This window comes from Streptomyces sp. NPDC058664, assembly GCF_042716635.1.
Lineage (GTDB): Bacteria > Actinomycetota > Actinomycetes > Streptomycetales > Streptomycetaceae > Streptomyces.
The window spans coordinates 30,470-56,071 of sequence record NZ_JBHXRW010000025.1; the positions used below are offsets into that span (position 1 = coordinate 30,470).

A 25,602-nucleotide genomic window follows, 5' to 3' on the forward strand; every position below is an offset into this window, starting at 1 on the left:
GTGGTTCTCTCGCTCCTGACAGAGACAGCCCTCGGACCGTGTGTGGACCCGAGCCGGCGATTCCCCACTCCCGTTGAACCCTCTCCGGGGCGCCCCCGGCCCACCCGTCAAACCGTGTTTGCGGAGCCGACCCATGCTCACCACCCTGAAAACCTCCTACACCGACACGCGCGCGGCCGATCTGGCCTGGGCCCTCGGGCGCGAGCCGCTTCCCGCCCTCGCCGTGCTCGACCTCGAACTCGCCAGCGCCAGACTGCAGTTGAGGCTGCTCGGCGCCTCTCATCAGGTGCTCCTGGAAGAGGAGGGTCGCAGTTGTTCGGAGACCGTCGCCTGCATGCCCGGCAGCAGCACCCCGCTCCCGCTCGGCGTCTCCAGGCGCGTCGGCGAATGGGAGTACGAATTCGCCGCGCGCGTCGAGACGCTCTCGCACGGCTCCTTCGCGGGCCGTGCGCAGGAGTTGCTCGCCCTCGTCGCGGACCACCCCAACGGACTCGCGGGGACCTTCCCCGGCTCCCCGCACGCCTTCACGGCGATGCTGGCGCAGCGTCACGAGGGCCAGGTGCGCTGGCGCACCTGGCACGCCTACCCGCAGGAAGGGCAGTTGGTGGTGACCAGGACGCGTATCGGCGCACATATGCCCGCAACGCTCTGATGCGCCCTCCCGGCGCCTCAGGTGCACTCGTGTGGGTGACGAGCAGTGGGTGAATAGTGACGTAGCGTTACGGCCATGATCGAGCCGACCGTGACCATGCCACCCAAGAGGGTGCTGCGGGCGCCCGTGCGGCGGCCCGAGCCGCCGCGCGAGACGGTGCGGTTCCCGGTCCTCGCGGTGGTCTTCGTCTGCGCCGCCTGCGGCCTGGTCTACGAACTCGAACTGGTGGCGCTCGCCTCCTACTTGATCGGCGACTCGGTCACCCAGGCCTCCGTCGTGCTCTCCGTGATGGTCTTCGCCATGGGCGTGGGCTCGCTCCTCGCCAAGCGGCTGCGCTGCCGCGCCGCCGTCGGCTTCGGCCTGGTCGAGGCCGGACTCGCGCTGATCGGCGGCTGCTCGGCGATGGCGCTGTACGCGGCCTTCGCCTGGCTCGGCGAATCGCGGTACGTGGTGGTGGCGTTCTCGCTCGCCATCGGCGTGCTCATCGGCGCGGAGATCCCCCTCCTGATGTCGCTGATACAGCGGGCCGCCGGACCGGCCGGGGCCGCCGCGCCCTCCGCGCGCGCGGGCCGGTCCGGCCGCTCCGGCCGCCAGGCCCCGCCCGGGGAGCAGGACGACGCCGCCGGCACGGTCGCCGACCTCTTCGCCGCCGACTACGTCGGCGCGCTCGTCGGCGGCCTCGCCTTCCCCTTCCTGCTGCTGCCCTGGCTCGGCCAGCTCACCGGCGCCCTCGTCACCGGCGCGGTGAACGCGGTGGCGGGCGGCGGCCTCGTCCTGTGGGTGTTCCGCCGCGACCTCACCGCCCGCTCCCGAGCCCTCCTGATCGCCGTGAACGTGTCGGTCCTCGCCGTCCTCGCCACGGCCACCGTGCTCGTCGGCGACTTCGAACAGGCGGCGCGCCGGGCCGTGTACGGGGAGCGGGTGCGGGTCGCCGTCCACACCGAACTCCAGGAGGTGGTCGTGACGGGAGGCATCGAGGGGCCGCCCGACCTGTTTCTCGACGGGCGTCTCAGGGTCGCCGGACAGGACGAGTACCGCTACCACGAGGCGCTCGTCCACCCCGCGATGAACGGCGCGCACGCGCGCGTGCTGATCGTCGGCGGCGGTGACGGCATGGCCGCCCGCGAGGTGCTGCGCTACCCCGGGGTCCGCGCCGTCACCGTCGTCGAACTCGACCCGGGGGTCGTCCGCCTCGCCCGTACGGACCCGGCGCTCGCCACGCTCAACGCGCAGGCGTTCCGGGACCCGCGCGTCCGGGTGGTCCACGCGGACGCCTTCCACTGGCTCCGGGGCGCCACCGCGCATCTGCAGGAACGGTACGACGTGGTGATCTCCGATCTGCCCGACCCCGGAATCACCCCCAGCACCAAGCTGTACGCGCAGGAGTTCTACGGGCTCGTGGGCCGGGTCCTCACCCGCACCGGACGGTTCGCCGTGCACGCCGGGTCCGTCACCGACCGGCCCCGCACCTACTGGACCGTGGACGCCACCCTCCGCGCGGCCGGCTTCGCGACCCGTCCGTACAGCGCGGGCGGTCGCACCCCCGGCTTCGCCGCGGGCCCCGACCGCGCCGACCGCTCCGGCGGTACGGGACAGGGCCCGGACGACTGGGGCTTCCTCCTCGCCGTCCCCGGCACCCGGCCGCCCGCCCTCGGCCTCGCCGCCGACGCGCCCCGGCTGCGGTCGCTGGACGAGGGCACTCTGGCGGCCGCGGCCCGGCGCGCCGAGCGCACCCGGGGCGCCGACCTGCCGCCCTCGACCCTGGTGCACCCGCGGTACGGCGGCTGAGCGCGCCGGGCGCGGTGCCGAACAGGCGACGCCGCGCCCCGGTCTGAGTAGGCTCGGCTTCCATGGAGCATGAGGTGTTCGTTCCGGTCCCGGCCGAGGTCCTGCGCGCGACGCTCACCGACCCGAGCCGGGTGGTGCGCTGCGTGCCCGGCCTCCAGCGGGACGCCGACGCGTCGGCGGGCCCCCTCACGGGCCGGCTCAAGGTGCGGGTCGGCGGCAACACCATCACCTACCGCGGCGCCCTGAAGGTCGTCGAGCGCGACGGTGCCGTCACCTACGAGGGCCAGGGCGCCGAGGTCCGGGGCAAGGGCACGGCGGAGCTGTCGCTCACCGTCGCCCTCACTCCGGTGGCCGAGGGCACCAGCCTGAGCTTCACCGGCGCCCTGACGGCGACCGGCCGGCTCGCGGAGGCGACGGACGGGGCACGGTCCGCGGCGGGGACGCGACTGCTCGACAAGTTCGCGGAGGCACTGGCGACCCTGGCGGAGGAATTGGAACCGGAACCGGAGCAGGAGCAGGAATCGGAGCAGGAACCGCAGCCGCAGTCGGAACCCGGGCCCACCCCCGGCGACACCGCGGACACGGACGACATCGGTGACACCGACGACGACGGGGTCGACGACGGTGTCGAGGAGCCCCGCCCCGGTTCCGTCTTCGACGCGCCCGTCCCACCGCCCTCCCTCGACCCCCTCCTCGACGAGGACTTCGGCGACACCCCCATCGCGTTCCCCGCCCCGCAGCCCGCCGCAGAGGCCGCCCACGCCCGCCGGACGATGATCGGGCGGAGCGCGGAGGAGGTCGACCACGCCCCGCCGCGCGGCCGGTACGCCCCCGTTCCCGCCGCCGAGGCGTCGAGCGCCGGTGCCACGCTGCGCTGGATCGCACCGGCAGCGGCCCTCGCGCTCGCCTCCGCCGTCGTCGTCGGCAGGGCACTGCGCCGGCGCCGCTGGAACCTGCCGTGAGGAGGCGGCCACGTTCGAGGTTCCGCACGATTAGGGTCGGGGCGTGAGCATGCAGACGCGACTGACGGCGGGCGACGCCGAGTTGACCATCAGCCCCGAGAACGGCTGCCGGATCGATGGCCTGCGGATCGGCGGCACCGAGGTGCTGCGCCAGGGCGAGCGGTACGGGAGCTTCCCGATGGTGCCCTGGTGCGGGCGGACCGAGAACGGTCGCTTCCGCAACGGGGCCACCACCCACCAGCTGCCGGTCAACGCGGCCCCGCACGCCATCCACGGCACCGTCCGGGACATCCCCTGGAAGACCGTCAGGACCTCCGCTACCGAGGCCGTCTTCACCTGCGAGCTCGGGGACCCCTGGCCGTACAAGGGCACGGTGACCCAGGTCTTCGAGCTGGCCGAGGACGCCCTCACCCTCCGCTTCGGGGTCGAGACCTACGACGCCTCCTTCCCGGCACAGGCCGGCTGGCACCCCTGGTTCCTGCGCAACCTCGGCCGGGGCGGCCAGGACGTGCGGCTCGACTTCGCCGCCGCCTGGCAGGAGGAGCGCGGCGACGACCACCTCCCCACCGGGCGCCGGATCGACCCCCTCCCCGGCCCCTGGGACGACTGCTTCGGCATGCCCGACGGCGTCGACGTGACCCTCACCTGGCCGGAGGAGCTGGAACTGAAGGTCACCAGCCGCGCCGAGTGGGTCGTGATCTACGACGAGCCCGCGGACGCCGTCTGCGTCGAGCCGCAGTCCGGCCCGCCGAACGGCCTCAACACCCACCCGCGCCTGGTCACCCCGATCGACCCCCTGGAGATCGAGAGCACCTGGAGCTGGCGACGCCTCTGAGAGGTGCCCTCTAAGCTCAGGGGCATGACTGACGTACGCGCTGAGCTGCTCCAGCAGATCAAGGACAAGGCCGTGGTGCACGGCAAGGTGACCCTCTCCTCGGGTCTGGAAGCCGACTACTACATCGACCTGCGCCGGATCACGCTGGACGGCGAGGCCGCGCCGATGGTGGGTCAGGTCATGCTCGACCTCACGGCAGACCTGGACTTCGACTGCGTCGGCGGCCTGACCCTGGGTGCCGACCCGGTCGCGACCTCGATGCTGCACGCCTCCGCCGCGCGCGGACAGCGCCTCGACGCCTTCGTCGTGCGGAAGGCGCAGAAGGCCCACGGGATGCAGCGCCGGATCGAGGGCACGGACGTCAAGGGCCGTCGCTGCCTCGTCGTCGAGGACACCTCGACCACCGGCGGTTCGCCGCTGACCGCCGTCGAGGCCGTCCGGGAGGCCGGTGGCGAGGTCGTCGCCGTCGCGACGATCGTGGACCGGGGCGCCGCCGACGCCATCGCGGAGGCGGGCCTGACGTACCTCACGGGCTACCGGCTGGCCGATCTCGACCTGGCGTAACCGTCGCGAAGTACCTGGCGTAACCGTCGCGAAGTACCTGGCGTAACCGTCGCGAAGTACCTGGCGTAATTACCGGGAAGTACCTGGCGTAACCGCCGCGAAGTCGTGACTTAGGGTCCGGTCTCCGGCGAGAACGGGCCTGACCTGCATTTTTCTCGAGGGGCGGGGTGTTTCACGTGAAACACCCCGCCCCTTGTCGTGCCGTGCCCGTGGGAGCCAGGACGAGAGTCTGAAAGGATGGGGGCGACGATGACGTCGCCCCCAGGTCAGGGACAGCAACGCACACACCCCGCACATCACAAGGAGCGGACGAATGCCCATCGCAACCCCCGAGGTCTACAACGAGATGCTCGACCGGGCGAAGGCAGGCAAGTTCGCCTACCCGGCCATCAACGTGACCTCGTCCCAGACCCTGCACGCTGCTCTGCGCGGCTTCGCGGAGGCCGAGAGCGACGGCATCATCCAGATCTCGACCGGCGGAGCCGAGTTCCTGGGCGGTCAGTACAACAAGGACATGGTCACGGGCGCCGTTGCCCTGGCCGAGTTCGCGCACATCGTCGCCGCGAAGTACGACATCACGGTCGCCCTGCACACCGACCACTGCCCGAAGGACAAGCTGGACGGCTACGTCCGTCCGCTGCTCGAGGTCTCCGCCGAGCGCGTCAAGGCCGGTCGCGACCCGCTGTTCCAGTCGCACATGTGGGACGGCTCCGCCGAGACCCTGGCCGACAACCTGGCCATCGGCCAGGAGCTGCTCGCCAAGGCCGCCGCCGCCAAGATCATCCTCGAGGTCGAGATCACCCCGACCGGCGGCGAGGAGGACGGCGTCAGCCACGAGATCAACGACGAGCTGTACACCACGGTCGACGACGCCCTGCGTACCGCCGAGGCCCTCGGCCTGGGCGAGAAGGGCCGCTACCTGCTCGCCGCCTCCTTCGGCAACGTGCACGGCGTCTACAAGCCGGGCAACGTCGTGCTCCGCCCCGAGCTGCTCAAGGACCTCCAGGCGGGCGTGGCCGAGAAGTACGGCAAGGCCTCCCCGTTCGACTTCGTCTTCCACGGCGGCTCGGGCTCCACGGCCGAGGAGATCGCCACCGCCCTTGAGAACGGCGTCGTGAAGATGAACCTCGACACCGACACCCAGTACGCCTTCACGCGTCCGGTGGCGAACCACATGTTCAAGAACTACGACGGCGTCCTGAAGGTCGACGGCGAGGTCGGCATCAAGTCGACCTACGACCCGCGCACCTGGGGCAAGCTGGCCGAGGCCGGCATGGCCGTCCGCGTGACCGAGGCGTGCGCGGCGCTGCGCTCGACCGGCACGAAGCTGAAGTAGGCATGGTGAGCGAAGGGCCCGGCACCCCACGGGGCGCCGGGCCCTTCGCGCGTCCACGGAACGGCGTCCACGGGAGGGCCTGATGTACGACTTCGACCGCGCGACGGACCGGCACGGCACCTGGTCGGTGCAGTGGGACGGGATCGCGGACCGCTTCGGCGTGCCCGACCTGCTTCCCTTCACCATCTCCGACATGGACTTCGCCTCCCCGCCGGAGGTGCTCGCCGCCCTGCGCGAGCGGGTCGACCACGGGGTCTTCGGCTACACGGACTGGCGGCTCGGCGAGTTCCGGGAGGCGATACGCCACTGGTACGCGAGCCGGTACGCCACCGGGATCGACACCGAGTCCCTGGTGTACGCGCCCTCGGTGCTCAACCAGCTCTCGCAGCTGCTCCGGATGTGGACGGAGCCCGGCGACGGCGTCGTCGTGCACACCCCGACGTACGACGGCTTCCGCAAGGCCGTCACCGGACTCGGCCGCGAGCTGCGCGGCGTCCCGCTCGGGGACCTCGACGCGCTCGAACGGGAGCTGGCCCGGCCGGACAGCCGGATGCTGCTGCTCTGCTCCCCGCACAACCCGACCGGCCGGGTGTGGACGGAGGAGGAGCTCACCGTCTTCGCCGCGCTGGCCGAGCGGCACGGCGTGGCCGTCGTCAGCGACGAGATCCACGCCGACCTGACCGCGGAGGGCCACCGCCACATCCCGTGGACCCGGATCGCGGAGCCCGGCAGGGGCCGCCGCTGGGCCCTGGTCACCTCGGGCACGAAGGCCTTCAACTTCCCGGCGCTCTCCGGCTCGTACGGGATGATCGGCGACCCCGACGAGCGGGAGGCCTTCGTGCGGCGGATGGAGACCGGTGAGGGCCTGGCCTCGCCCGCCGTGCTCTCCCTGACCGCCCACATCGCCGCGTACCGGCGGGGCGCGGCCTGGCTGGACGAGCTGCGCGCGTACGTGGCGGGCACGATGGACCTGGTCGGGGAGCGCCTCGCGGACGGTCTTCCGGAGGTCGACTGGACGCCCCCGCAGGCCGGCTACCTCGCCTGGATCGACCTGCGGCCGCTCGGCATCGAGGAGGCCCGGCTCCAGGAGGAGCTGGTGACGGTGGAGAAGATCGCGATCATGCCGGGCGGGGTGTACGGCACGCCCGGCTTCGTCCGGCTGAACGTGGGCTGCCCGCGGAGCAAGGCCGAGCGGGGCGTGGACGCGCTGCTCCGGGCGGCGAGCCGGCTGCGGAAGGCCTGACCCGGGCGCGGACGCGCATGTCCTGACGCTCGCGGGTCCTCGCGGGCGACGGACGCGCCTGCCCTGACCCTCGCGGTCCTCGCGGTCAACAGGCGCGCACGTCCTGACGCTCGCGGTCCTCGCCGGTTCCCGTGGTTCCCCGCGGACAACGGGTGCGCACGGCCGCTCCCGCGAGGAGCATGGCAGGCATGAACATCCGGCTGAGTTCCGGGACCGGCCGGTGGATCGTGCTCACGACCGTCCTCGGGTCCGGGATGGCACTGCTCGACTCCACCGTGGTCAACGTCGCCCTGCCGCACATCGGCGAGGACCTCGACGCCGACCTCGGCGCGCTCCAGTGGACGGTCAACGCCTACATGCTGACCCTCGCCGGGCTGATCCTGCTCGGCGGGGCGCTCGGCGACCGGTACGGACGGCGCCGGGTCTTCGTGATCGGGGTGGTGTGGTTCGCGCTCGCCTCGCTGCTCTGCGGACTCGCGCCGAACGCCGGGATCCTGATCGCCGCCCGCGCCCTCCAGGGCGTGGGCGGGGCGCTGCTCACGCCCGGGTCCCTCGCGCTGATCCAGGCGAGTTTCCACCAGGACGACCGGGCCAGGGCGGTCGGGCTCTGGTCGGGTTTCGGCGGGGTGGGGGCGGCGATCGGGCCGTTCGTCGGCGGCTGGCTGGTGGACGGACCCGGCTGGCGGTGGGTGTTCCTGCTGAACGTGCCGCTCGCCGCCTTCTGCGTACCGGTCGCCCTCCGGCACGTGCCGGAGTCGCGGGACGAGACCGCGCACGGCCGCTTCGACGTCCTCGGCGCGGTCCTGGGCGCGGCGGCCCTCGCCTTCGTGACGTACGCGCTGATCGGCGAGGCCTGGTGGGCGGGGGCGGCGGGCGTGGTGATCGGGGCCGGCTTCGTGGGGGTGGAGCGGCGGCGCGGCGGGGCGGCGATGGTGCCGCCGTCGATCTTCTCCTCCCGGATCTTCACGGCGGTCAACCTGGTCACGCTCTGTGTGTACGCGGCCTTCGGCGGCTTCTTCTTCCTGGCCGCCCTCCAGCTCCAGGTGGTGTCCGGCTACTCGGCCCTCGGCGCCGGTACGGCCCTGTTGCCGACGACCGTCCTGATGCTGCTGCTCTCGGCGAAGTCCGGGGAGCTGGGGGAGCGGATCGGGCCCCGGATCCCGCTCACGGTGGGGCCGCTGCTGTGCGCCGCGGGCATGCTCCTGATGCTGCGGGTGGGCGAGGACGCCTCGTACGTACGGGACGTGCTGCCCGCCCTCCTGGTTCTCGGGCTCGGTATGACGGCCCTGGTCGCGCCGCTGACCGCGACCGTGCTCGCCTCGGTGGACGTGGCCAGGGCGGGCCTCGCGAGCGGCATCAACAACGCGGCGGCGCGGGCGGCCGGGCTGCTCGCGGTGGCCGCGCTGCCGATGCTCGCCGGGATGGGGCCGGAGTCGTACCGCTCGGCGGCGGAGTTCGGGGAGACGTTCCGGCGGGCGATGCCGATGTGCGCCGGGCTCCTGGTGGCGGGTGCGGTGATCGCCTGGACGACGATGCGCGTCCCGGAGCGGGCGGTCTGCCACCCGGAGTGCCGGGTGCACTGCGGGGTGACGTCCCCGCCGCTCGACCCCGGGGAGCGGGAACCGCGTGCGGGGCCTTCGGGCCGTCCGGACTGAGGCAGACTGGGGCCCATGGCCATGCATGAGAACCTCCTGGGGGGACCGGCCCCCACCCACCTGCCCGACGATCCGGGTCCGCGCGAGCTGCTCGCGAGCGGTACGGCGCCGGCGGACGTCGCCGCGAAGTACCCGACCTCCTTGCTCGCCTGGGCCCAGCTCGCCGACGACGCGTACGAGCGCGGTTCGGTCGTCGAGTCGTACGCCTACGCCCGTACCGGCTACCACCGGGGCCTCGACGCGCTGCGCCGCAACGGCTGGAAGGGCCACGGCCCGGTGCCGTGGGAGCACGAGCCGAACCGCGGCTTCCTCCGCGCGCTGCACTCGCTGGCCCGCGCGGCCGGTGAGATCGGTGAGAAGGACGAGTACGAGCGCTGCACGACCTTCCTGCGGGACTCCTCGGAGACCGCGGCGGAGACGCTCGGCTGACGTTTCCCCTGCCCGCCGGACACCCTTTCCCCGTTGCGGGGAAAGGGTGTTCGACCGGGTCGGTACGATCCCCTGGGGGACCGCAGTACTCAACGGGGGGAAGTCTGTCGTGGGCAAGCGTGCCGCAACCGCAGGACGGCGACGAACGCCGAGCCGGCGGAGGGGCCGGAGCAGACGCGGTCCCGTGCGCCGGCTGGCGCTTCCGACCCTGGTCCTGATGTCGGTCGCGCTCGGCGCGGGCGTCGCCCTCGCCCACTTCAACGGCCCGGCGACGGACGACTCGGCCGCCCCGGCCCCCGTCACCGCGCCGGACCCGGCGGCCGAGCCCCCGGCCACCACGACCGCCGCGCCCACGCCCCGGCCCACCACGGCGAAGCCGAAGCCCCGGCCGACGCCCTCGGCGAAGCCGAAGCCGAAGCCGAAACCCACCCCGAAGAAGACCACCGTGCCGCAGTCCGGCACCGGGACCTTCACCACCGCGCAGGCCTCGGGCGAGCCGGTCGGCGACAGCGGCGTCCTGCGCCGCTACCGGGTTCAGGTCGAGGACGGCGTCGACCTCTCGGCGCGCGAGACGGCCGCCGAGATCCAGCGGATCCTGGCGCATCCGCGCGGCTGGGCCGCGCACGGCAGGGGCCGGTTCCAGCTCGTCTCCGAGAACGCCGACTTCGTCATCCGGATCGCCACCCCGGACACGGCCGACGCGCTCTGCGCACGGCAGGGCCTCAACACCCGCGGCGAGCTGAACTGCGAGACCACCGACGGGGTCGTGGTGAACCTCAAGCGGTGGATGATCGGCTCGCCCACCTTCGCCGGGCCGGCCGCGGAGTACCGGCATCTGATCATCAACCACGAGGTCGGGCACGAGATCGGCATCCGGCAGCACATGGGCTGCCCGGGTCCGGGCAAGCTCGCCCCCGCGATGATGCAGCAGATCAAGGGTCTGAACGGCTGTCGGTCGAACGCGTATCCGTATGACGAAGACGGGAGCTACATCACCGGCCCGATCGTGTCATGATGCGGTTGGGACGCCGCGCGACGAAGCGCGCCTCCCGAGGGGACCGGGGCTCCCGTGCCACACGGAACGACGTGGACGCGGTGGAGCAGACCGCTACCCGGTAGTTCGTATCGAGGAGACAGAAATGTCACCCACCTTCCCGGGTTCTCCCGATTCCGGAGCCGGTTCGGTCGACCCGAACCTCGACTTCGCGGGTACCACGCCGTACGAGGACTACGTCCAGGCGGACGTCCTCACCCACCTCCAGCACCTCCGCTCGGACGACCCCGGCGAGATGGTCTTCCTGGTCACCACCCAGGTCATGGAGCTGTGGTTCACGGTCATCGTCCACGAGTGGGAGACCGCGAGCCGCGCCCTGCGCGAGGACCGCGTCCCCGTCGCCATGGACGCGCTCAAGCGCTCCGTGCGCGAGCTGGAGGCCCTCAACCACTCCTGGCGGCCGCTCGCCCAGCTCACCCCCGCCCAGTTCAACGCCTACCGGTCCGCGCTCGGCGAGGGCTCCGGCTTCCAGTCCGCGATGTACCGGCGGATGGAGTTCCTGCTCGGCGAGAAGTCCGCGTCCATGCTCGTCCCGCACCGGGGCGCGCCCCGCGTCCACGCCGAGCTGGAGAAGGCCCTCCACGAGCCGAGCCTGTACGACGAGGTCCTCGGACTGCTCGCCCGGCGCGGCCTGCCCGTACCGCGGGCCGTCCTCGGCCGCGACCTGTCGCAGCGGTACGAGCCGTCCCCCGAGGTCGAGGCCGTCTGGGCCGGGATCTACGCGGACGCCGACCAGAACGGCGAACTCGTCCGGCTCGGCGAGGCCCTCAGCGACGTCGCTGAACTGATCTGGCGCTGGCGCAACGACCACCTCGTGGCGACCCGCCGGGCGATGGGCGCGAAGACCGGCACCGGCGGTTCGGCCGGCGTGGCCTGGCTGGAGAAGCGGGCCCAGAAGAACGTGTTCCCGGAGCTCTGGACGGCGCGCAGCCATGTCTGACCTCCTCAAGGACCGGGCCCGCGCCCTCGACGCCGCCGACGACCTCGCCGAGCACCGCGAGAAGTTCGCCCTCGACGCGGCCACCGTCTACCTCGACGGCAACTCCCTCGGCGCGCTGCCCGCCCACGTCCCCGCCCGCATGGCCGACGTCATCACCCGCGAGTGGGGCGAGCTGCGCATCCGCTCCTGGGACGAGTCCGGCTGGTGGACGGCGCCCGAGCGGGTCGGCGACCGGATCGCGCCGATCGTCGGCGCCGCCCCGGGGCAGATCGTGGTCGGCGACTCGACCAGCGTGAACGTCTTCAAGGCGGTCGTCGCGGCGGTCCGGATCAACGGTGACGACCGGGACGAGATCCTCGTCGACGCGACGACCTTTCCCACGGACGGGTACATCGCGCGGTCCGCGGCGCGGATGACGGGTCACGAGATCGTGGCGTGCGACCCGGCCGACATGGCGGACGCGGTGAGCGACCGCACGGCCCTCGCGCTCGTCAACCACGTCGACTACCGCACGGGCAGGCTCCAGGACCTGCCGGGCCTCACCGCGGCGCTCCACGAGGCGGGCGCGCTCGCCGTCTGGGACCTGTGCCACAGCGCGGGCGCCCTGCCCGTCGGCCTGGACGCCCACGGGGTCGACCTGGCCGTCGGCTGCACGTACAAGTACCTGAACGGCGGGCCCGGCGCGCCGGCCTACCTGTACGTCGCCGAGCGCCACCAGGACGCCTTCGACTCACCGCTCCCCGGCTGGAACTCGCACGCCGACCCGTTCGCGATGACCCCCGGGTACGAGGCGGCCGCGGGCGCCGTACGGGGCCGGGTCGGGACGCCCGACATCCTCTCCCTGCTCGCGCTCGAATCGGCGCTCGACGTGTGGGACGGCGTCGCGGTCGAGGACGTACGCGCCAAGTCCCTCGCGCTGACGGACTTCTTCCTGGAGTGCGTCCGCGCGTACGTGCCCGAGGGCCGCGTCGACCTCGTGACGCCGGAGGCGCGTGAGGAGCGCGGCAGCCAGATCGCCCTGGCCTGCGAGAACGCCCCGGCCGTCATGGCGGAACTGATCCGGCGCGGTGTCGTGGGCGACCTGCGCCGCCCGGACGTGCTGCGGTTCGGCTTCACTCCGCTGTACGTCGGATTCGCGGACGCGGAGCGTGCGGCACGGGTCCTCGCGGAGGTCCTGGCCGACCTCTCCTGAGGACGCGAGGACCGATGATCGCCTGACCTGCGGGGGCTCCACGCCTGGTACCGTCCCCGCAGGTCAGGCCAATTCGGCCGTGTATCGGAGAGGTTGGAACAGCATGTCGGACCCCGCCGCGCGCGCCGCCGCACGTGCCGCAGCCGAAGAGGCGTCCGCCTTCTCGCCCCCGGCCGTCGCCCCGGACGCCTCCGCCGCGTACGGCGACCACCCCGACCAGGTGATCGACTTCTACGCGCCGCGCGACGGCCGCACCCGGGCGCCGCTCGTCGTCGCCCTGCACGGCGGCGCCTGGCGGGCACCGTACGACCGGCGTCACCTGACCCCCTTCGTGGACTTCCTGGCCCGCCGGGGCTTCGCCGTGGCCAACGTCGAGTACCGGCGCGGCCGCGACGTCCCCCGGCAGGGCGGCGCGGCCCCGGTCGCCGGGCGCTGGCCGGAGACCTTCGACGACGTGGCCGCCGCGCTCGACGCCGTACCGGAGCTCGCCGCCGCGCACCTGCCGCAGGCCGACACCGGCCGGATCGTGCTCACCGGCCACTCGGCGGGCGGCCAGCTCGCCCTGTGGGCCGCCGCCCGGCACGTGCTGCCCGCCGGCTCCCCCTGGCGACTGCCCGCCCCGCCCGCGCTGCGCGGAGTCGTCGCCCTCGCCCCGATCGCCCACTTCGGCCGGGCCGTCGAACTCGGCGTCTGCGGGGGCGCGGTCACCGAACTGCTCGGCGACCCGTCCGCGTACGAGGAACGGGCCGCGTACGCCGACCCGTCGGCGCTGCTGCCGACCGGGATCGCGACGACGGTCGTGCAGGGACGGGAGGACCTGGACGTGCCGTACGCGGTGGCGGACGCGTTCGCGGAGGCTGCGGCGGGGGCGGGCGAGACGGTGGGCCTGACGCTCCTGGAGGACGTCGGCCACTTTCCCCTGATCGACCCGGCGGCGGACGCGTGCGCGGTGGTGGCGGAGGAGCTCACCCAACTGGCCTGGTGAGGCCGAACGTCCCGTACAACCCTTCGAACCGATCACGAGTCTGATCGGGCACGGCACTCCCGTGTCCGATCTTCTTGTGGGGGTTCACCTTGCAGTTCCGCTCCACCGGCACCCGCTCCACCCGCCTCGCCGCGGCCGTCACGGCCGTCCTCGCCGTCACGGCCCTCGGCGCCGGCACCCTGGCCACCGCGCCGACGGCCTTCGCGGCCGGCGCGGTCCAGGCTCAGGCCCCGGCGGACCAGCCCGCTTCCCTCCCCGCCTTCCCGACGGCTGTCCGGGTCACGGGAACCGGCACCACCGGCTTCCTCACCTACGACCCCGACGTCTCCGGGGAGCTCCTCTGGACGCCGTACGGCGGCGGCGAGCCGACCCCGCTCCGGGTCCCCGACGGCGGCGGCTGGGCGATGTCGGGCAACGACGTGGTCGTCCTGGGCGACGACACCTTCTTCCCCGAGATGCGTTCGCTCACCCTGCGGAACATGGCCGAACCCTCCGCCCCGGGCGTGGACATCGACCTGGGCGCGCTCGGTGCGAACCACGTGGCCGTGCTGAGCCCGACGAGCGTCCTCGCACAGGTGACGAAGGAGGACGGCACGGCCGAACTCCACGTCGTGACCAAGGACGGCACGGCGACGAGCAGCCGGAAGATCGCGGGGCTTCCCGCGGACGCCGACCACTTCTTCACCACCGCGCCGGTCCAGGACGGCCTCGCCCTCATCGGGTACGAGACGGGCCCCGCGGGCGCGCGGACCGGCGGCCGGGCCGTGATCGACGCGGCAGCCGGGACGGTCTCCGAGACGTACGCCTCCGCCGAGTCCGGCTACGGCACCGCCAAGCTGTTGTTCTCCGGTTCGCACGTGGCCTGGACGGAGTTCGAGCGGGGCACCGGGCGGTACGTCGTGTCCGTCGACCGCGGGACGCGCCAGCAGAAGCGGACCCTTATGGGTCCCGACGACGAGTACAGCACCGAGCTCGTGGGCGGCTGGCTCGTGTACGGCAACGCCTGGAGGACGGTCAAGGCCGTCTCCCTGGCGGGCGGCGAGACGATCGACATCGCCGAGAAGGCGACCGGTTCGGCCGGCGCGGGCGACGGCAGCGCGGTGATCAGCGGTCGGCGGGCCGCCGACGGGTCCGGGCTGTTCCGGATCGTGGCCTCGGAGAGCGGCGCCCCGACCGTCACCAAGGTGGCGGACATGACCGAGCCGCTGCGGATCGAGCAGGTCCACATCGCCGACAGGGTGAACCTCGACGAGACCGGCGGCAAGGTGACGCTGGGCTGGACGCTGTCCCGCCCCGACGCCCACCTGGACCTCACGCTCACGCACATGGTCACGGGCAAGGAGTTCCACACGCGCGTGCAGGCTCCCGCCACCGGCACCCGCTTCTCCTTCACCTGGGACGGCGTGATCGACGGGGTGGACGCGCCGAACGGCTCGTACGGGGTGTGGGCCGAGGCGACGGCGCTCGACGGCTCCGGCGAACCCGCCGGCCAGGGCTGGCGCATGGACGTCGTCCGCATGGTCAACACGCACGACTACACCAACAACGGCTCCACCGACGTCCTCGCCCGTGACGCCTCCGGCGTGCTGTGGCGCGACGACCTGCGGGACCGGCCGGCGGACGGCCACGTCGAGACCGCCGGGCGCAGCCGGATCGGTGCCGGGTGGAACACGTACAAGCAGATCGAGGCCGTCGGCGACCTCGCGGGCAATGAGGTCGCCGACCTCATCGGCCTCGACGCCTCCGGTGTGCTCTGGTACCACCTCGGCAAGGGCGACGGCACCTTCACCACCCGCACCAGGGTCGGCGGCGGCTGGGGCGTCTACAACAAGCTGACCGGCGGCTCGGACCTCGACGGCGACGGCCGCACCGACCTCCTCGCCACGGACGCGTCCGGCGTGCTCTGGTTCTACAAGGGCACGGGCGACGTCGTGAAGCCGTTCGCGACCCGCGTCCGCGTCGGCGGCGGCTGGGGCGCCTACAACCAGCTCACCGCCGTCGGGAACATCGCCGGCACGGCCACCGGTGACCTGGTCGCCCGGGACACGGCCGGTGTCCTCTGGCTCTACCAGGGCAATGGCCGGGGCAACTTCCTCGCCCGCACCAGGGTCGGCGGCGGCTGGGGCGCCTTCTCCCAGCTCGTCGGCGCCGGTGACGTCGACAGCGACGGGCGCCCGGACCTGATCGCGTACGGGACGGGCGGCACGTACGTCTACCGCTCCACGGGTTCCGCCACCGCCCCCTTCAGCCGGATGGCGACGAACCTGTACGCGGGCGAGGGCACCAAGTTCACCAACGTCGCATGAGGAGCAGCACGGTGAGCAGAGCACTCCGCCACCGGCTCGCCACCGCCGTCGCGGTCACCCTCGCGGTGACCGCGACGGCGGCCGCCCCGGCCTCGGCCACCGCCCCGGCCTCGGCCACCGCCCCGGCCTCGGCCACCGCCCCGGCCTCGGCCACCGCCCCGACAGCGGTGACCACTCCGTCCGCCGTCGACGAGGCAGCCCCCGTCGTCGTCAGCCCCGACGCCCGGCTGCTGGGCACGGGGCCGTCCGGATTCCTCAGCCGGGTCGCCGTGGGTGAGCAGCGGACCTCCTCCTGGACCCGTTACGAGGGCGGGGCCACCACCGTGCTGCCCCCGGCCCCGTACTACCGGGGCAGCGCCCACAGCGACCTCGTCGTGCGGCTGGAGGGCAGCGGTTACCAGAGCGGCTACCAGGTGTTCGACATGGCGGCGGGCGGCGACCCCGTCGCCGTCGACACCGCGTTCCTGGGGCCGACGGCCACCTTCCTCCTGGTGGTGGGCGACGCCCTCCTCCTGCGTACCACCGAGGCCTCCGGCCAGACCCTGCACCTGGTGTCCCGGCAGCCGCAGGGCGAGACGGTCCACCGCCGGATCACCGGTCTGCCCGCCGACGCGACGGGACTGGAAGCGCGGTTCACCGCGCCCGGTGTCCTCGCCGTCCGCTACAGAGGGACGGCCGACGGAACGGCCGGGCAGCGGCTCGCCGTCGTGGACCTCGCGACGGCGAAGGCCGTGGACGACCGGGCCGTGCCCGCCGACGCGGCAGCCTCGGCCGCCGCCTCCGCCACGCACGTGGCCTGGGTGGAGCGGCTTCCCGACCAGCGCTCGGTGGTGGTGACCGCCCTCCGGGGCTCGGCCACCACGAGCCGGTACGTACTGCCGGCCCAGAGCGGCGAGATCTCGCTCGGGCTGCTGGACGGCTGGGTCACGTACACCGTGGCCGGCGGCGCCACGGCCGAGGCGCCGAACCCGCTCCACCCGCTGACCGCCCTCTCCCTCCAGGACAACAGGACCACGGTCAAGCTGCTCGACAGCACCGTGACGGTCCTGGGCGGTGCGAACGGGGCCCTCGCGCAGGGCGGGACGCTCGCGAGCGGCGAGGGCTTCTACCGGATCGCCCCCGGTGCGGACGGGCGTCCGGCCGCGACCATGGTGGCCACCAGCACGGTCTCCACCGCGCTCGCCGACACGCGCGTCGAGATCCCCGACATGGACTTCCGCAAGGCCGGGACGTGGGCCCCGATCCACTGGTGGATCAGCCGGCCCCAGGCCCGGGTCGACGTCGCCCTCGTCCACCAGCGGACCGGGCAGCGCTGGGGCGCCTTCATGGGCGCGTACGACCGGACCGGCGGCTTCATCGCCGAGTGGAACGGGGTGTTCGGCGACTTCTCCGCCGCGCCGAACGGCGAGTACACCTGGACGCTCACCGCCACCCCGGAGAACGGCATCGGGCCCGCCCTGAAGCGGACCGGAACCGTTCGGGTCGACAGCGGCACGGCACCGCACGACTACTCGGACAAGGGCTCCCCGGACCTCCTCGCCCGCACCGCCGCCGGACGGCTCGTCTCGTACGACGTGCGACAGCTCCGCAGCCCGTGGATCACCGACTGGGACCTGACGGACCGGGGCGCCGGCTGGAACGTGTACGACCGGCTCGTCGCCACCGGCGACCTGGCCGGCTCGAAGTACGCCGACCTCGTCGCCCGGGACCGGACCGGCGTCCTCTGGCTCTACCAGGGCACGGGCCCCTCCCTCGCCAAGCGCACGAGTGCGGGCGGCGGCTGGCAGGTGTACGACAGGCTCACCGCCGGTTCCGACCTCACCGGCGACGGCCGGCCCGACCTCGTCGCCACCGACAGGTCCGGCGTCCTGTGGCTCTACAAGGCCACCGGCGACACCGGCAAGCCCTTCGCCCCGCGCAAGCGGATCGGCGGCGGCTGGGGCGGCTACGACAAGCTCGTCGCCACCGGGAACATCGGCGGCGGCCCCGCCGGGGACCTCCTGGCCCGGGACAGGGACGGCGTCCTCTGGCAGTACCTCGGCAAGGGCGACGGCACGTTCGCGCCCCGCACCAGGATCGGCGGCGGCTGGCAGCGGTACGCCGACATCGTTCCCGTCGGCGACGGGAACAAGGACGGCCGCCCCGACCTCCTGGTCAACGACGCCCTCTCGGCGGGACCGCACACCCTCGGGTTCTACACGGGCACGGGCGACTGGAAGGCCCCCTTCTCGTCGCGCACCCAGCTGTACACCCAGGGCCCCCTCGGCGAGCTGCGTCCGACGCTCTTCTGAGCCGGGGGACGGACGGGAGACGGGGGCCATAGTCCTCAAGGGGGACCCGGGAGGATCCGCATCGAGCGGGACGACCGGGTTCCCCGCCGCCCGTACCGTGGTCGCGTGACCCAGACACAGTCCTCCGAGACGAGCCGCAGCCCCGAGTTCCGCCTGGTGCAGGTGGCTCTCGGGGGGCTGCGCCAGGAACTCTTCCACGACGCCTTCGCCTACCGGCCGCTGCCGCGCATGGACGTGAACAGCGGGCCGGTGCGCCGGCTGCCGGAGCGGATACGCGTCTACGCGGGGCTGCTGCCGCACGCGGTCGTCGCCTTCCTCGCCTTCGTCGTCTTCCTGCTGGGCACCGATCGGATCGACGGCGCCATCGGGCCGACGTCGCTCGTGTTCACCTGCGTGCCGCCCGTGATCGTGCTGGCCACGCTGCTCAGGCCGGTCTTCGCCTACTGGGCCTCGCTGTGCTCGACGCCCTTCCTGGCGCTCGTCGGCGGTTACTGGGGCGGCTGGCCCTGGGCGGAGAACTCGTTCGCCGCCCACCTGGTGGTCCTCACCGTGGTCGCCGCCCGCACCGGACCCCGTACGGCGGGATGGATGTGGGCGGGAACGGCCGCCTACGCCCTCTTCGCCGAGATGTTCCTCGCGAGCGGACGCGGCTCCGATTCCGTCCCGCTGCTCTTCGTCGCCGCCCTCGCCCTGCTCACCGTCTCGATGATCCAGGTCCGCAGCCGGGCCAACCGCGAGGTCACCGCCCAGCAGACGGTCACCGCCCAGGAGATCTCCAAGCGGACCGTCCTGGAGGAGCGCACCACCATCGCCCGCGAACTGCACGACGTCGTCGCCCACCACATGTCGGTGGTCGCCATCCAGGCGGAGGCCGCCCCCTACCGGGTGGAGAACCCGCCGCCGGAGCTGGAGCAGGCCTTCCGCACCATCCGGGAGAACGCGGTCGCCGCGCTGACCGAGCTGCGCCGCATCCTCGGTGTCGTACGGGCCGAGGACTACGAGGCGCCCGACGCCCCGCAGCCGACCCTCGGCGACCTGGACGCGCTCGTCCGCAACGTCGCCGAGGCAGGCCTCGACGTCGGGAAGACGGTGACCGGCGCCGTGCGGGAGCTGCCGCAGGGCGTGGAGCTCTCCGCGTACCGGATCGTCCAGGAGGCCCTGTCGAACGTGCTGCGGCACGCGCCGGGCGCGGCGGCGAAGGTCGAGGTCAGCTATGTCCTCGGCGGCCTCGGCCTGCGGATCGCCAACGGCCCGGCGCGCGGTCTCGTCAAGCCCTCGCCGGGCGCGGGCCACGGCCTCACCGGCATGCGGGAGCGGGTGTCGATGCTGGGCGGCGAGATGACGGCCGAGGCGACGGAGGACGGCGGCTACGAGGTGGCGGCGTTCATCCCCGTCAGCCGTGAGGAGACCCGCGAGACCCGTGAGGAGGGCGACCGGTGATCCGCGTCCTGATCGTCGACGACCAGATGATGGTCCGCGAGGGCTTCTCGGTGCTGCTCGGCGCGATGCCGGACATCGAGGTCGTCGGGGAGGCCGTCAACGGCCGGGAGGCCGTCGCGCAGGTCGCGGCGCTCCACCCCGACGTGGTCCTCATGGACATCCGCATGCCCGAGCTGAACGGCATCGACGCCACCCGTGAGATCGTCGCCGCCGACGCGGACGCGAAGGTGCTCGTCCTGACCACCTTCGACCTGGACGAGTACGTGTACCAGGCGCTGCGCGCCGGGGCCTCCGGCTTCCTGCTCAAGGACGCCTCGGCCCGGCAGCTCGCGGAGGGCGTGCGGGTGGTCGCGGCGGGCGAGGCGCTGCTCGCGCCGACCGTCACGAAGCGGCTGATCACCGAGTTCGCGAAGGCGCCGGGGAGCTCCCCGCGCCCGCCGGCGATGGCGCGGATCGGGGAGCTGACGGAGCGCGAGACGGAGGTCCTCGTCCTCATCGCGCAGGGCCTGTCGAACGCCGAGATCGCCGACCACCTCGTCGTCGCCGAGTCCACGATCAAGACGCACGTGAGCCGGATCCTGGTGAAGCTGGCGCTGCGGGACCGCACGCAGGCGGCGGTGTTCGCGTACGAGGCGGGTCTGGTGAGGGTCGGGGGATAGCGCCGGTTCCGGGGGTAGCGTCCGGCCATGGACGCCGTATACGACCCCTGGTCGCCCGATTTCGTCGCCGATCCCTACCCCGCGTACGCCGAGCTGCGGGCGGCGGGCCGCGCTCACTGGCACGGCCCCACCCGCCAATGGCTGATCCCGCACCACGAGGACGTGTCGGCGCTGCTGCGGGACCGGCGCCTCGGCCGTACGTACACCCATCGCTTCACGCACGAGGAGTTCGGGCAGCGGCCGCCGGCCGCCGCGCACGAGCCGTTCCACACGCTGAACGACCACGGGCTGCTCGACCTGGAGGCGGCGGACCACACCCGGATCCGGCGGCTCGTCTCGAAGGCGTTCACGCCGAGGACGGTGGAGAACCTGGCGCCGACGGTACGGCGGCTCGCCGCCGGGCTCGTCGGTGACCTGGTGGCGGCGGGCGGCGGCGACCTCCAGGCCCTGGTCGCGGAGCCGCTGCCGGTCGCGGTGATCGCCGAGATGCTCGGCGTGCCGGAGGAGGACGAGGAGCGGGGACGGCTGCGGCCCTGGTCGGCGGCGATCTGCGGGATGTTCGAGCTCAACCCCTCGGAGGCGACGGCCCGGCGGGCGGTGGAGGCCTCGGTCGAGTTCTCGGACTACCTGCGCGAGTTGATCGCGCGGCGGCGCCGGGAACCGGGGGACGATCTGATCTCGTCCCTGATCGCGGTCGAGGAGCTCACCGAGCAGGAGATGGTCTCCACCTGCGTCCTCCTCCTGAACGCGGGCCACGAGGCCACCGTGAACACCACGGTCACCGGCTGGTGGACCCTGCTGAAGCAGGACGTCCGGCCGGATCCCGAAAAGTTGTCCACAGCTGTGGAAGAACTTCTGCGCTACGACACCCCGCTCCAGATGTTCGAGCGCTGGGTCCTCGACGACATCGAGGTCGGCGGCGTGACCATCCCGCGCGGCTCCGAGGTCGCCCTCCTCTTCGGCTCGGCCAACCGCGACCCGGCCCGCTTCGGCCCGACGGCCGACGACCTCGACCTGACCCGCGCCGACAACCCCCACATCACCTTCGGCGCGGGCATCCACTACTGCCTGGGCGCCCCGCTCGCCCGCCTCGAACTGACCGCCGTGTTCGGTGAGTTGCTGAGGAGGGCGCCGGGGCTGAGGCTCGCGGCCGAGCCGGTACGGAAGCCGGGATACGTGATCCGGGGCTTCGAGGAGCTGCTGGTCGAGGTGTGAGTCACCGGCGGCTCAGGTCACCAGGTCCCGGCGCCGCAGCCCTGCGAGACCCGCTCCGACGAGGGCCGCCGCCAGGGCCGTCAGGACCAGGACCGGGGCCCACGCCGTCTCCTGCCCCGGCAGCTTCGGCAGGTGCCCGAAGGGGGAGAGGTCCAGGACGGCCTGCGGCAGGCCGAGCGCCGGGCCGACCCAGCCGAGGGCCAGGCAGAGGCCTGCCACGCCCCACGCGGCCGGCGCGGCCTTCGGGGCGGCGCCCCAGAGCAGGACCGCGAGGCCCGCGAGCGTCCACACGGCGGGGAGCTGGGCGAGCGAGGCGCCCAGGATCGGGCCGAGGCCGTGGCCGTACGAGAGGGCGAGGCCGAGTCCGGACAGGGCCAGGATCAGGACCGATCCGCCGAAGGCGATCACCAGGTGTCCGGCCGCCCAGCGGAGCCGGCCGAGGGCGTTGGCGAGGAGCGGTTCGGCCCGGCCCGAGGTCTCCTCGCCGTGCGCGCGCAGCACCGAACCGACCGCGAACAGGGCCGCGACCATTCCGAACAACGACACCATGGTGGCGAGGAAGGCGTCCGTGAGGGCGCTCTGCCCACCCATCCGCTCGAAGATCTCCCGGGCCCGCTCGTTGTCGCCGACGAGGTCGGAGGCGCCCTCGACCATGCCGCCGAAGACGAGCCCGCCGAGCAGGAAGCCCAGTGACCAGCCGAGCAGCGTGCCGCGCTGGAGCCGCAGGGCGAGCGCGCCCGCCGAACCGAGGCGCCCCTCCGCCGGTCCCGGCCGGGTCGCGAGGAAACTCGCGCCGACGTCCCGGCGGCCGGCCAGCGCGTACGCCGCCGCCGTCTGGACCAGGACGGCCCCGGCGGTCAGCAGGAGCACCCACCAGCGTTCACCGGCGAAGGCGCGGACGTTCTCGGCCCAGCCGATCGGCGAGAGCCAGGTCAGGGGGGAGCCGCCGTCGGCGGTGCCGGAGTCGCCGGCCGCCCGCAGGACGAAGGCGAGGCCGAGGACGGCGGCCGTGGCGCCCTTGGCGAGCCGGGCGCTCTCGGTGAGCTGGGCGACGATCGCGGCGGCGGTCGCGAAGACCATGCCGGTGCCGCCGATGGCCAGGCCGAGCGCGAGGGCCCCGGCCGCGCCCTGCCCGGCGAGGCCGGCGGTGACGACGAGGGCGACGGCGGTGTTGAGGACGAGGGCGGCGAGAAGGGCGGCGGTGAGCGGCGCCCGGCGGCCGACCGCGCCGGCGGAGAGCATCTCCTGGCGGCCGGTCTCCTCCTCCTCGCGGGTGTGCCGGACGACGACGACGAGACTGGCGACGGCGGCGAGGACGGCGGCGAAGGTGCCGAAGCGCCAGGCGACGAGCCCGCCGACGGAGTCGTCGAAGACGGGTCCGTAGAGCGCGCGCATCGAGCTGTTGGCGGTCATGGACGCGGCGACCTCGGCCCGTTCGGCGGCCGTGCCGTACAGGCCTTCGAGGGAGCCCGCGCCGCTCGCGACGAGCCCGCCGGTGACGAGGACCCAGACCGGCGTCATCAGCCGGTCGCGGCGGAGGGCGAGCCGGGTGAGGGTTCCGGTGCCGGCGAGGGCGACCGTACTCATGACACTCATGACGCCACCTCGTCCGTCGCGTGGTGCCCGTCCGTCGCGTAGTGGCGGAGGAACAGCTGCTCCAGGGTGGGCGGCGCGCAGGTGAGGCTCCGTACGCCCGACGCGGTCAGGGCGCGCAGGACGGCGTCGAGCTTGTCGGTGTCGACCTGGAGCCCCACCCGCAGACCGGTCACGGACAGGTCGTGGACGCCGGGGAGGTGGGCGAGGCCGTTCGGCGGGGCGGCGAGCTCGGCGGTGACACCGGTACGGGTCAGGTGCCGCAGCTCCGCGAGCGAACCGGACTCCACGGTCCGGCCCTTGCGGACGATGCTGACCCGGTCACAGAGGGTCTCGACCTCGCTGAGGATGTGCGAGGACAGGAGCACGGTCCGCCCCCGCCCCCGGGCCTCCTCGACGCAGCTCCGGAAGACCTCCTCCATCAGCGGGTCGAGGCCGCTGGTCGGCTCGTCGAGGACGAACAGGTCGGCGTCGGAGGCGAAGGCGGCGACGAGGGCGACCTTCTGCCGGTTGCCCTTGGAGTAGGTGCGGCCCTTCTTGGTGGGGTCGAGTTCGAAGCGCTCGATCAGCTCGGCGCGCCTGGCCCTGTCGAGGCCGCCCCGGAGCCTGCCGTACAGGTCGATGACCTCACCGCCGGAGAGGTTGCGCCAGAGGGTCACGTCACCGGGGACGTACGCGATCCGCCGGTGCAGGGCGACGGCGTCCTGCCAGGGGTCTCCGCCGAGGATCCGGGCGGCTCCGGAGTCGGGGCGCAGGAGGCCGAGGAGGACCCGGATGGTGGTGGACTTCCCGGCGCCGTTGGGGCCGAGGAAGCCGTGGACCTCGCCGGTCTCGACGGCGAGGTCGAGGCCGTCCAGCGCGTGCGTACGCCCGAAGGACTTGTGGAGTCCGGCGATGCTGATTGCCTTGGTCATGTTGTGGAACGTACGCTCATTTCACAAACTTGTGAAGTTAAGGAAGCATATAAAGTCAGAGGATGAGCGAGATGACGAAGACCGGCGGGGGCGACGGCGACACGGGCGAGGGAGCGGGCGGCAAGGTGGGCGGCACGACGGACGACAAGGCCGTCTCCCGCTTCGTGGAGCGCTTCGCCGCCGAGATGACGGAAGCCGGTATGCAGCGCATGGCTTCCCGCGTCTTCGCGGCGCTCCTCGCCTCCGAGACCGCCTCGATGACCTCGGCCGAGCTCGCCGAGCAGCTCCGCATCAGCCCGGCGGCCGTCTCGGGCGCGATCCGCTATCTCAGCCAGGTCAGCATGGTCAGCCGCGAACGCGACCCCGGCACCCGACGCGAGCGGTACGTCCTCCACAGCGAGCTCTGGTACGAGACCTTCACCCGCCGCGACCAGGTCCTCACCCGCTGGGAGAAGATCCTCCGGGACGGCGCCGAGACGCTCGGCCCGGACACGGCGGCGGGCGCGCGCACGGCGGAGACGGCCGAGTTCTTCGCGTTCCTCCAGCGCGAGATGACGGGGATCATGGACCGCTGGAGCGCCTCCAGGAAGTCGCGCCCGGACTCCTGAGGCCGGTACCGCTCCAGAGCCCCGGCCGTCCCGGTTGTTCCCACGCGCTCATCCGTCCCGGCCCGTTCCCGCGCGCTCATCCGCCCCCGGTCGCCGGCGACGGCCTCAGGGGGCGGTCCGCGGCAGCGTCAGCCCCCACGCCCCCGCCCGGACCGTCCACGTCCGGCGCCGGACCGGGCCCGTGAGCCGGCCGTCCGCGCGGTAGCGGAAGTCCGGGCCCGAGACCGTGAGGACGCCGGCGGTGGTGTGCCGGGGCGGGGCGGCCGAGGGGTGGACGGTCACCTCGGCCGTACCGGCGACCGAGCGGACCGTCACGCCCTCGACCGGGGTGTCGACATCGGTGAGCAGCACCCCGTCCGCCTCCACCCGCAGCCGGTGGGTGCGGACCGCGAGGGCCGTGGGGGCGGGGCGGACCAGGGTCCGGACCAGGGAGCGGCAGGTGCCCCAGACGGACGGGACCGAGGACAGGGCGGGGACGGCGGGGACCAGCAGGTCGCCGAGGACGACCCCGTCGCTGTCGTCGACGAGCAGGTCCAGGCGCCGCACCGCCCCGTGGAGGACCGCGCGCGCCGCCGCCGGGGTGGAGTGCGGCACGCCGAGCGCGTGGGCGACTTCCAGGGCGTCGGGGGCCCCTATCGGGACGAGGGCGAGGGCGGCCCCGGCGAGCTCCCGGTCCCGGTGCAGCAGGGCCACCGTACGCAGCAGCGCCCGGTCGTCACCGAGCACCACGGGGCGCCGGGAGCCGCGCCTGGCCAGGGCCCGGGAGAATTCCTCCGGGGTGTCCGGCAGGCAGATCTTCGCTTCCGCGCCCGCGGACAGGACATCCTTCGCGATCCGTACGGACTCGCCGTCACTTCGGCGGGCGACCGGGTCGACGATGACCAGCAGCTGGTCGTGATCCGACACCTCGGTCCTTCCTCGGGTAGCATCTTTGTGCAAGA

At 73.3% G+C, this 25,602-nt stretch carries 22 protein-coding genes; 19 read left to right on the forward strand and 3 right to left on the reverse strand.

The genetic code is table 11. The annotated features are described in order from the left end of the window. The first annotated feature begins 133 nt into the window (after positions 1 to 133). The 18 genes from ACFWUY_RS21225 (at position 134) to ACFWUY_RS21310 (ending at position 21,546) form a co-directional block, all read left to right on the forward strand. Positions 134 to 652 carry a DUF2617 family protein gene (locus tag ACFWUY_RS21225; RefSeq protein WP_384110793.1) on the forward strand — a complete coding sequence of 173 codons (519 nt, stop codon included), beginning with the start codon at positions 134 to 136 and terminating at the stop codon, positions 650 to 652. A gap of 96 nt (positions 653 to 748) precedes the next feature. Beyond that, on the forward strand, positions 749 to 2,440 hold the full coding sequence (locus tag ACFWUY_RS21230) for a spermidine synthase (RefSeq protein WP_384111016.1): 1,692 nt from the start codon (positions 749 to 751) through the stop codon (positions 2,438 to 2,440). Between the two features lie 62 nt (positions 2,441 to 2,502). Continuing rightward, on the forward strand, positions 2,503 to 3,402 hold the full coding sequence (locus ACFWUY_RS21235; protein ID WP_384110795.1) for an SRPBCC family protein: 900 nt from the start codon (positions 2,503 to 2,505) through the stop codon (positions 3,400 to 3,402). 49 nt (positions 3,403 to 3,451) lie between these two features. Next, positions 3,452 to 4,237, forward strand: a complete 786-nt coding sequence (locus ACFWUY_RS21240; RefSeq protein ID WP_384111019.1) for an aldose 1-epimerase — start codon at positions 3,452 to 3,454, stop codon at positions 4,235 to 4,237. A 24-nt stretch (positions 4,238 to 4,261) separates the two neighbouring features. Further along, positions 4,262 to 4,801 (forward strand): orotate phosphoribosyltransferase, encoded by a 540-nt coding sequence (gene pyrE / locus ACFWUY_RS21245; RefSeq protein WP_384110797.1) that lies wholly within the window; start codon positions 4,262 to 4,264, stop codon positions 4,799 to 4,801. A gap of 313 nt (positions 4,802 to 5,114) precedes the next feature. After that, the gene (gene fbaA / locus ACFWUY_RS21250) at positions 5,115 to 6,137 is read left to right on the forward strand and encodes a class II fructose-bisphosphate aldolase (protein WP_384110799.1); all 1,023 of its coding nucleotides are present in this window, start codon (positions 5,115 to 5,117) and stop codon (positions 6,135 to 6,137) included. Between the two features lie 82 nt (positions 6,138 to 6,219). Further along, positions 6,220 to 7,380 (forward strand): MalY/PatB family protein, encoded by a 1,161-nt coding sequence (locus ACFWUY_RS21255; RefSeq protein ID WP_384110802.1) that lies wholly within the window; start codon positions 6,220 to 6,222, stop codon positions 7,378 to 7,380. A 188-nt stretch (positions 7,381 to 7,568) separates the two neighbouring features. Continuing rightward, positions 7,569 to 9,035 (forward strand): MFS transporter, encoded by a 1,467-nt coding sequence (locus ACFWUY_RS21260; RefSeq protein ID WP_384110805.1) that lies wholly within the window; start codon positions 7,569 to 7,571, stop codon positions 9,033 to 9,035. 15 nt (positions 9,036 to 9,050) lie between these two features. Next, positions 9,051 to 9,464 carry a DUF3151 domain-containing protein gene (locus tag ACFWUY_RS21265; protein WP_384110809.1) on the forward strand — a complete coding sequence of 138 codons (414 nt, stop codon included), beginning with the start codon at positions 9,051 to 9,053 and terminating at the stop codon, positions 9,462 to 9,464. Positions 9,465 to 9,678: 214 nt separating this feature from the next. Then, positions 9,679 to 10,479, forward strand: coding sequence for a DUF3152 domain-containing protein (locus ACFWUY_RS21270; protein ID WP_384111022.1), 801 nt, complete (start codon positions 9,679 to 9,681; stop codon positions 10,477 to 10,479). Positions 10,480 to 10,603: 124 nt separating this feature from the next. Further along, complete coding sequence (locus ACFWUY_RS21275) at positions 10,604 to 11,458, forward strand: tryptophan 2,3-dioxygenase (protein ID WP_384110812.1); 855 nt, start codon at positions 10,604 to 10,606, stop codon at positions 11,456 to 11,458. Further along, complete coding sequence (gene kynU, locus ACFWUY_RS21280) at positions 11,451 to 12,650, forward strand: kynureninase (protein WP_384110814.1); 1,200 nt, start codon at positions 11,451 to 11,453, stop codon at positions 12,648 to 12,650. Before ACFWUY_RS21275 ends, kynU begins: the two co-directional genes overlap by 8 nt. Before the next feature lie 103 nt (positions 12,651 to 12,753). Continuing rightward, positions 12,754 to 13,635, forward strand: coding sequence for an alpha/beta hydrolase (locus ACFWUY_RS21285; RefSeq protein ID WP_384110817.1), 882 nt, complete (start codon positions 12,754 to 12,756; stop codon positions 13,633 to 13,635). Between the two features lie 89 nt (positions 13,636 to 13,724). Beyond that, on the forward strand, positions 13,725 to 15,941 hold the full coding sequence (locus ACFWUY_RS21290) for an FG-GAP repeat domain-containing protein (RefSeq protein WP_384110820.1): 2,217 nt from the start codon (positions 13,725 to 13,727) through the stop codon (positions 15,939 to 15,941). Between the two features lie 11 nt (positions 15,942 to 15,952). Then, positions 15,953 to 18,232 carry an FG-GAP repeat domain-containing protein gene (locus ACFWUY_RS21295; RefSeq protein WP_384110823.1) on the forward strand — a complete coding sequence of 760 codons (2,280 nt, stop codon included), beginning with the start codon at positions 15,953 to 15,955 and terminating at the stop codon, positions 18,230 to 18,232. Positions 18,233 to 18,337: 105 nt separating this feature from the next. Then, on the forward strand, positions 18,338 to 19,672 hold the full coding sequence (locus ACFWUY_RS21300; RefSeq protein ID WP_384110826.1) for a sensor histidine kinase: 1,335 nt from the start codon (positions 18,338 to 18,340) through the stop codon (positions 19,670 to 19,672). Next, the gene (locus tag ACFWUY_RS21305) at positions 19,669 to 20,331 is read left to right on the forward strand and encodes a response regulator (protein WP_384110828.1); all 663 of its coding nucleotides are present in this window, start codon (positions 19,669 to 19,671) and stop codon (positions 20,329 to 20,331) included. Before ACFWUY_RS21300 ends, ACFWUY_RS21305 begins: the two co-directional genes overlap by 4 nt. Before the next feature lie 27 nt (positions 20,332 to 20,358). Further along, positions 20,359 to 21,546 carry a cytochrome P450 gene (locus ACFWUY_RS21310; protein ID WP_384110831.1) on the forward strand — a complete coding sequence of 396 codons (1,188 nt, stop codon included), beginning with the start codon at positions 20,359 to 20,361 and terminating at the stop codon, positions 21,544 to 21,546. 12 nt (positions 21,547 to 21,558) lie between these two features. Here the strand turns inward: ACFWUY_RS21310 and ACFWUY_RS21315 are convergent, their stop codons facing one another. Next, entirely contained in the window at positions 21,559 to 23,142 is a 1,584-nt protein-coding gene (locus ACFWUY_RS21315; protein ID WP_384110834.1) for an ABC transporter permease, read from the reverse strand. Beyond that, a complete protein-coding gene (locus ACFWUY_RS21320; RefSeq protein WP_384110837.1) occupies positions 23,139 to 24,053 on the reverse strand; it encodes an ATP-binding cassette domain-containing protein in 915 nt (304 codons plus the stop codon). The genes ACFWUY_RS21315 and ACFWUY_RS21320 overlap by 4 nt, the downstream gene beginning before the upstream one ends. Before the next feature lie 62 nt (positions 24,054 to 24,115). Between ACFWUY_RS21320 and ACFWUY_RS21325 the strand changes: the two genes are divergently transcribed. Continuing rightward, positions 24,116 to 24,661 carry a GbsR/MarR family transcriptional regulator gene (locus ACFWUY_RS21325; protein ID WP_384110839.1) on the forward strand — a complete coding sequence of 182 codons (546 nt, stop codon included), beginning with the start codon at positions 24,116 to 24,118 and terminating at the stop codon, positions 24,659 to 24,661. A gap of 105 nt (positions 24,662 to 24,766) precedes the next feature. Here the strand turns inward: ACFWUY_RS21325 and ACFWUY_RS21330 are convergent, their stop codons facing one another. Next, entirely contained in the window at positions 24,767 to 25,567 is an 801-nt protein-coding gene (locus ACFWUY_RS21330) for a diacylglycerol kinase (protein ID WP_384110842.1), read from the reverse strand. Between the last annotated feature and the right edge of the window lie 35 nt (positions 25,568 to 25,602).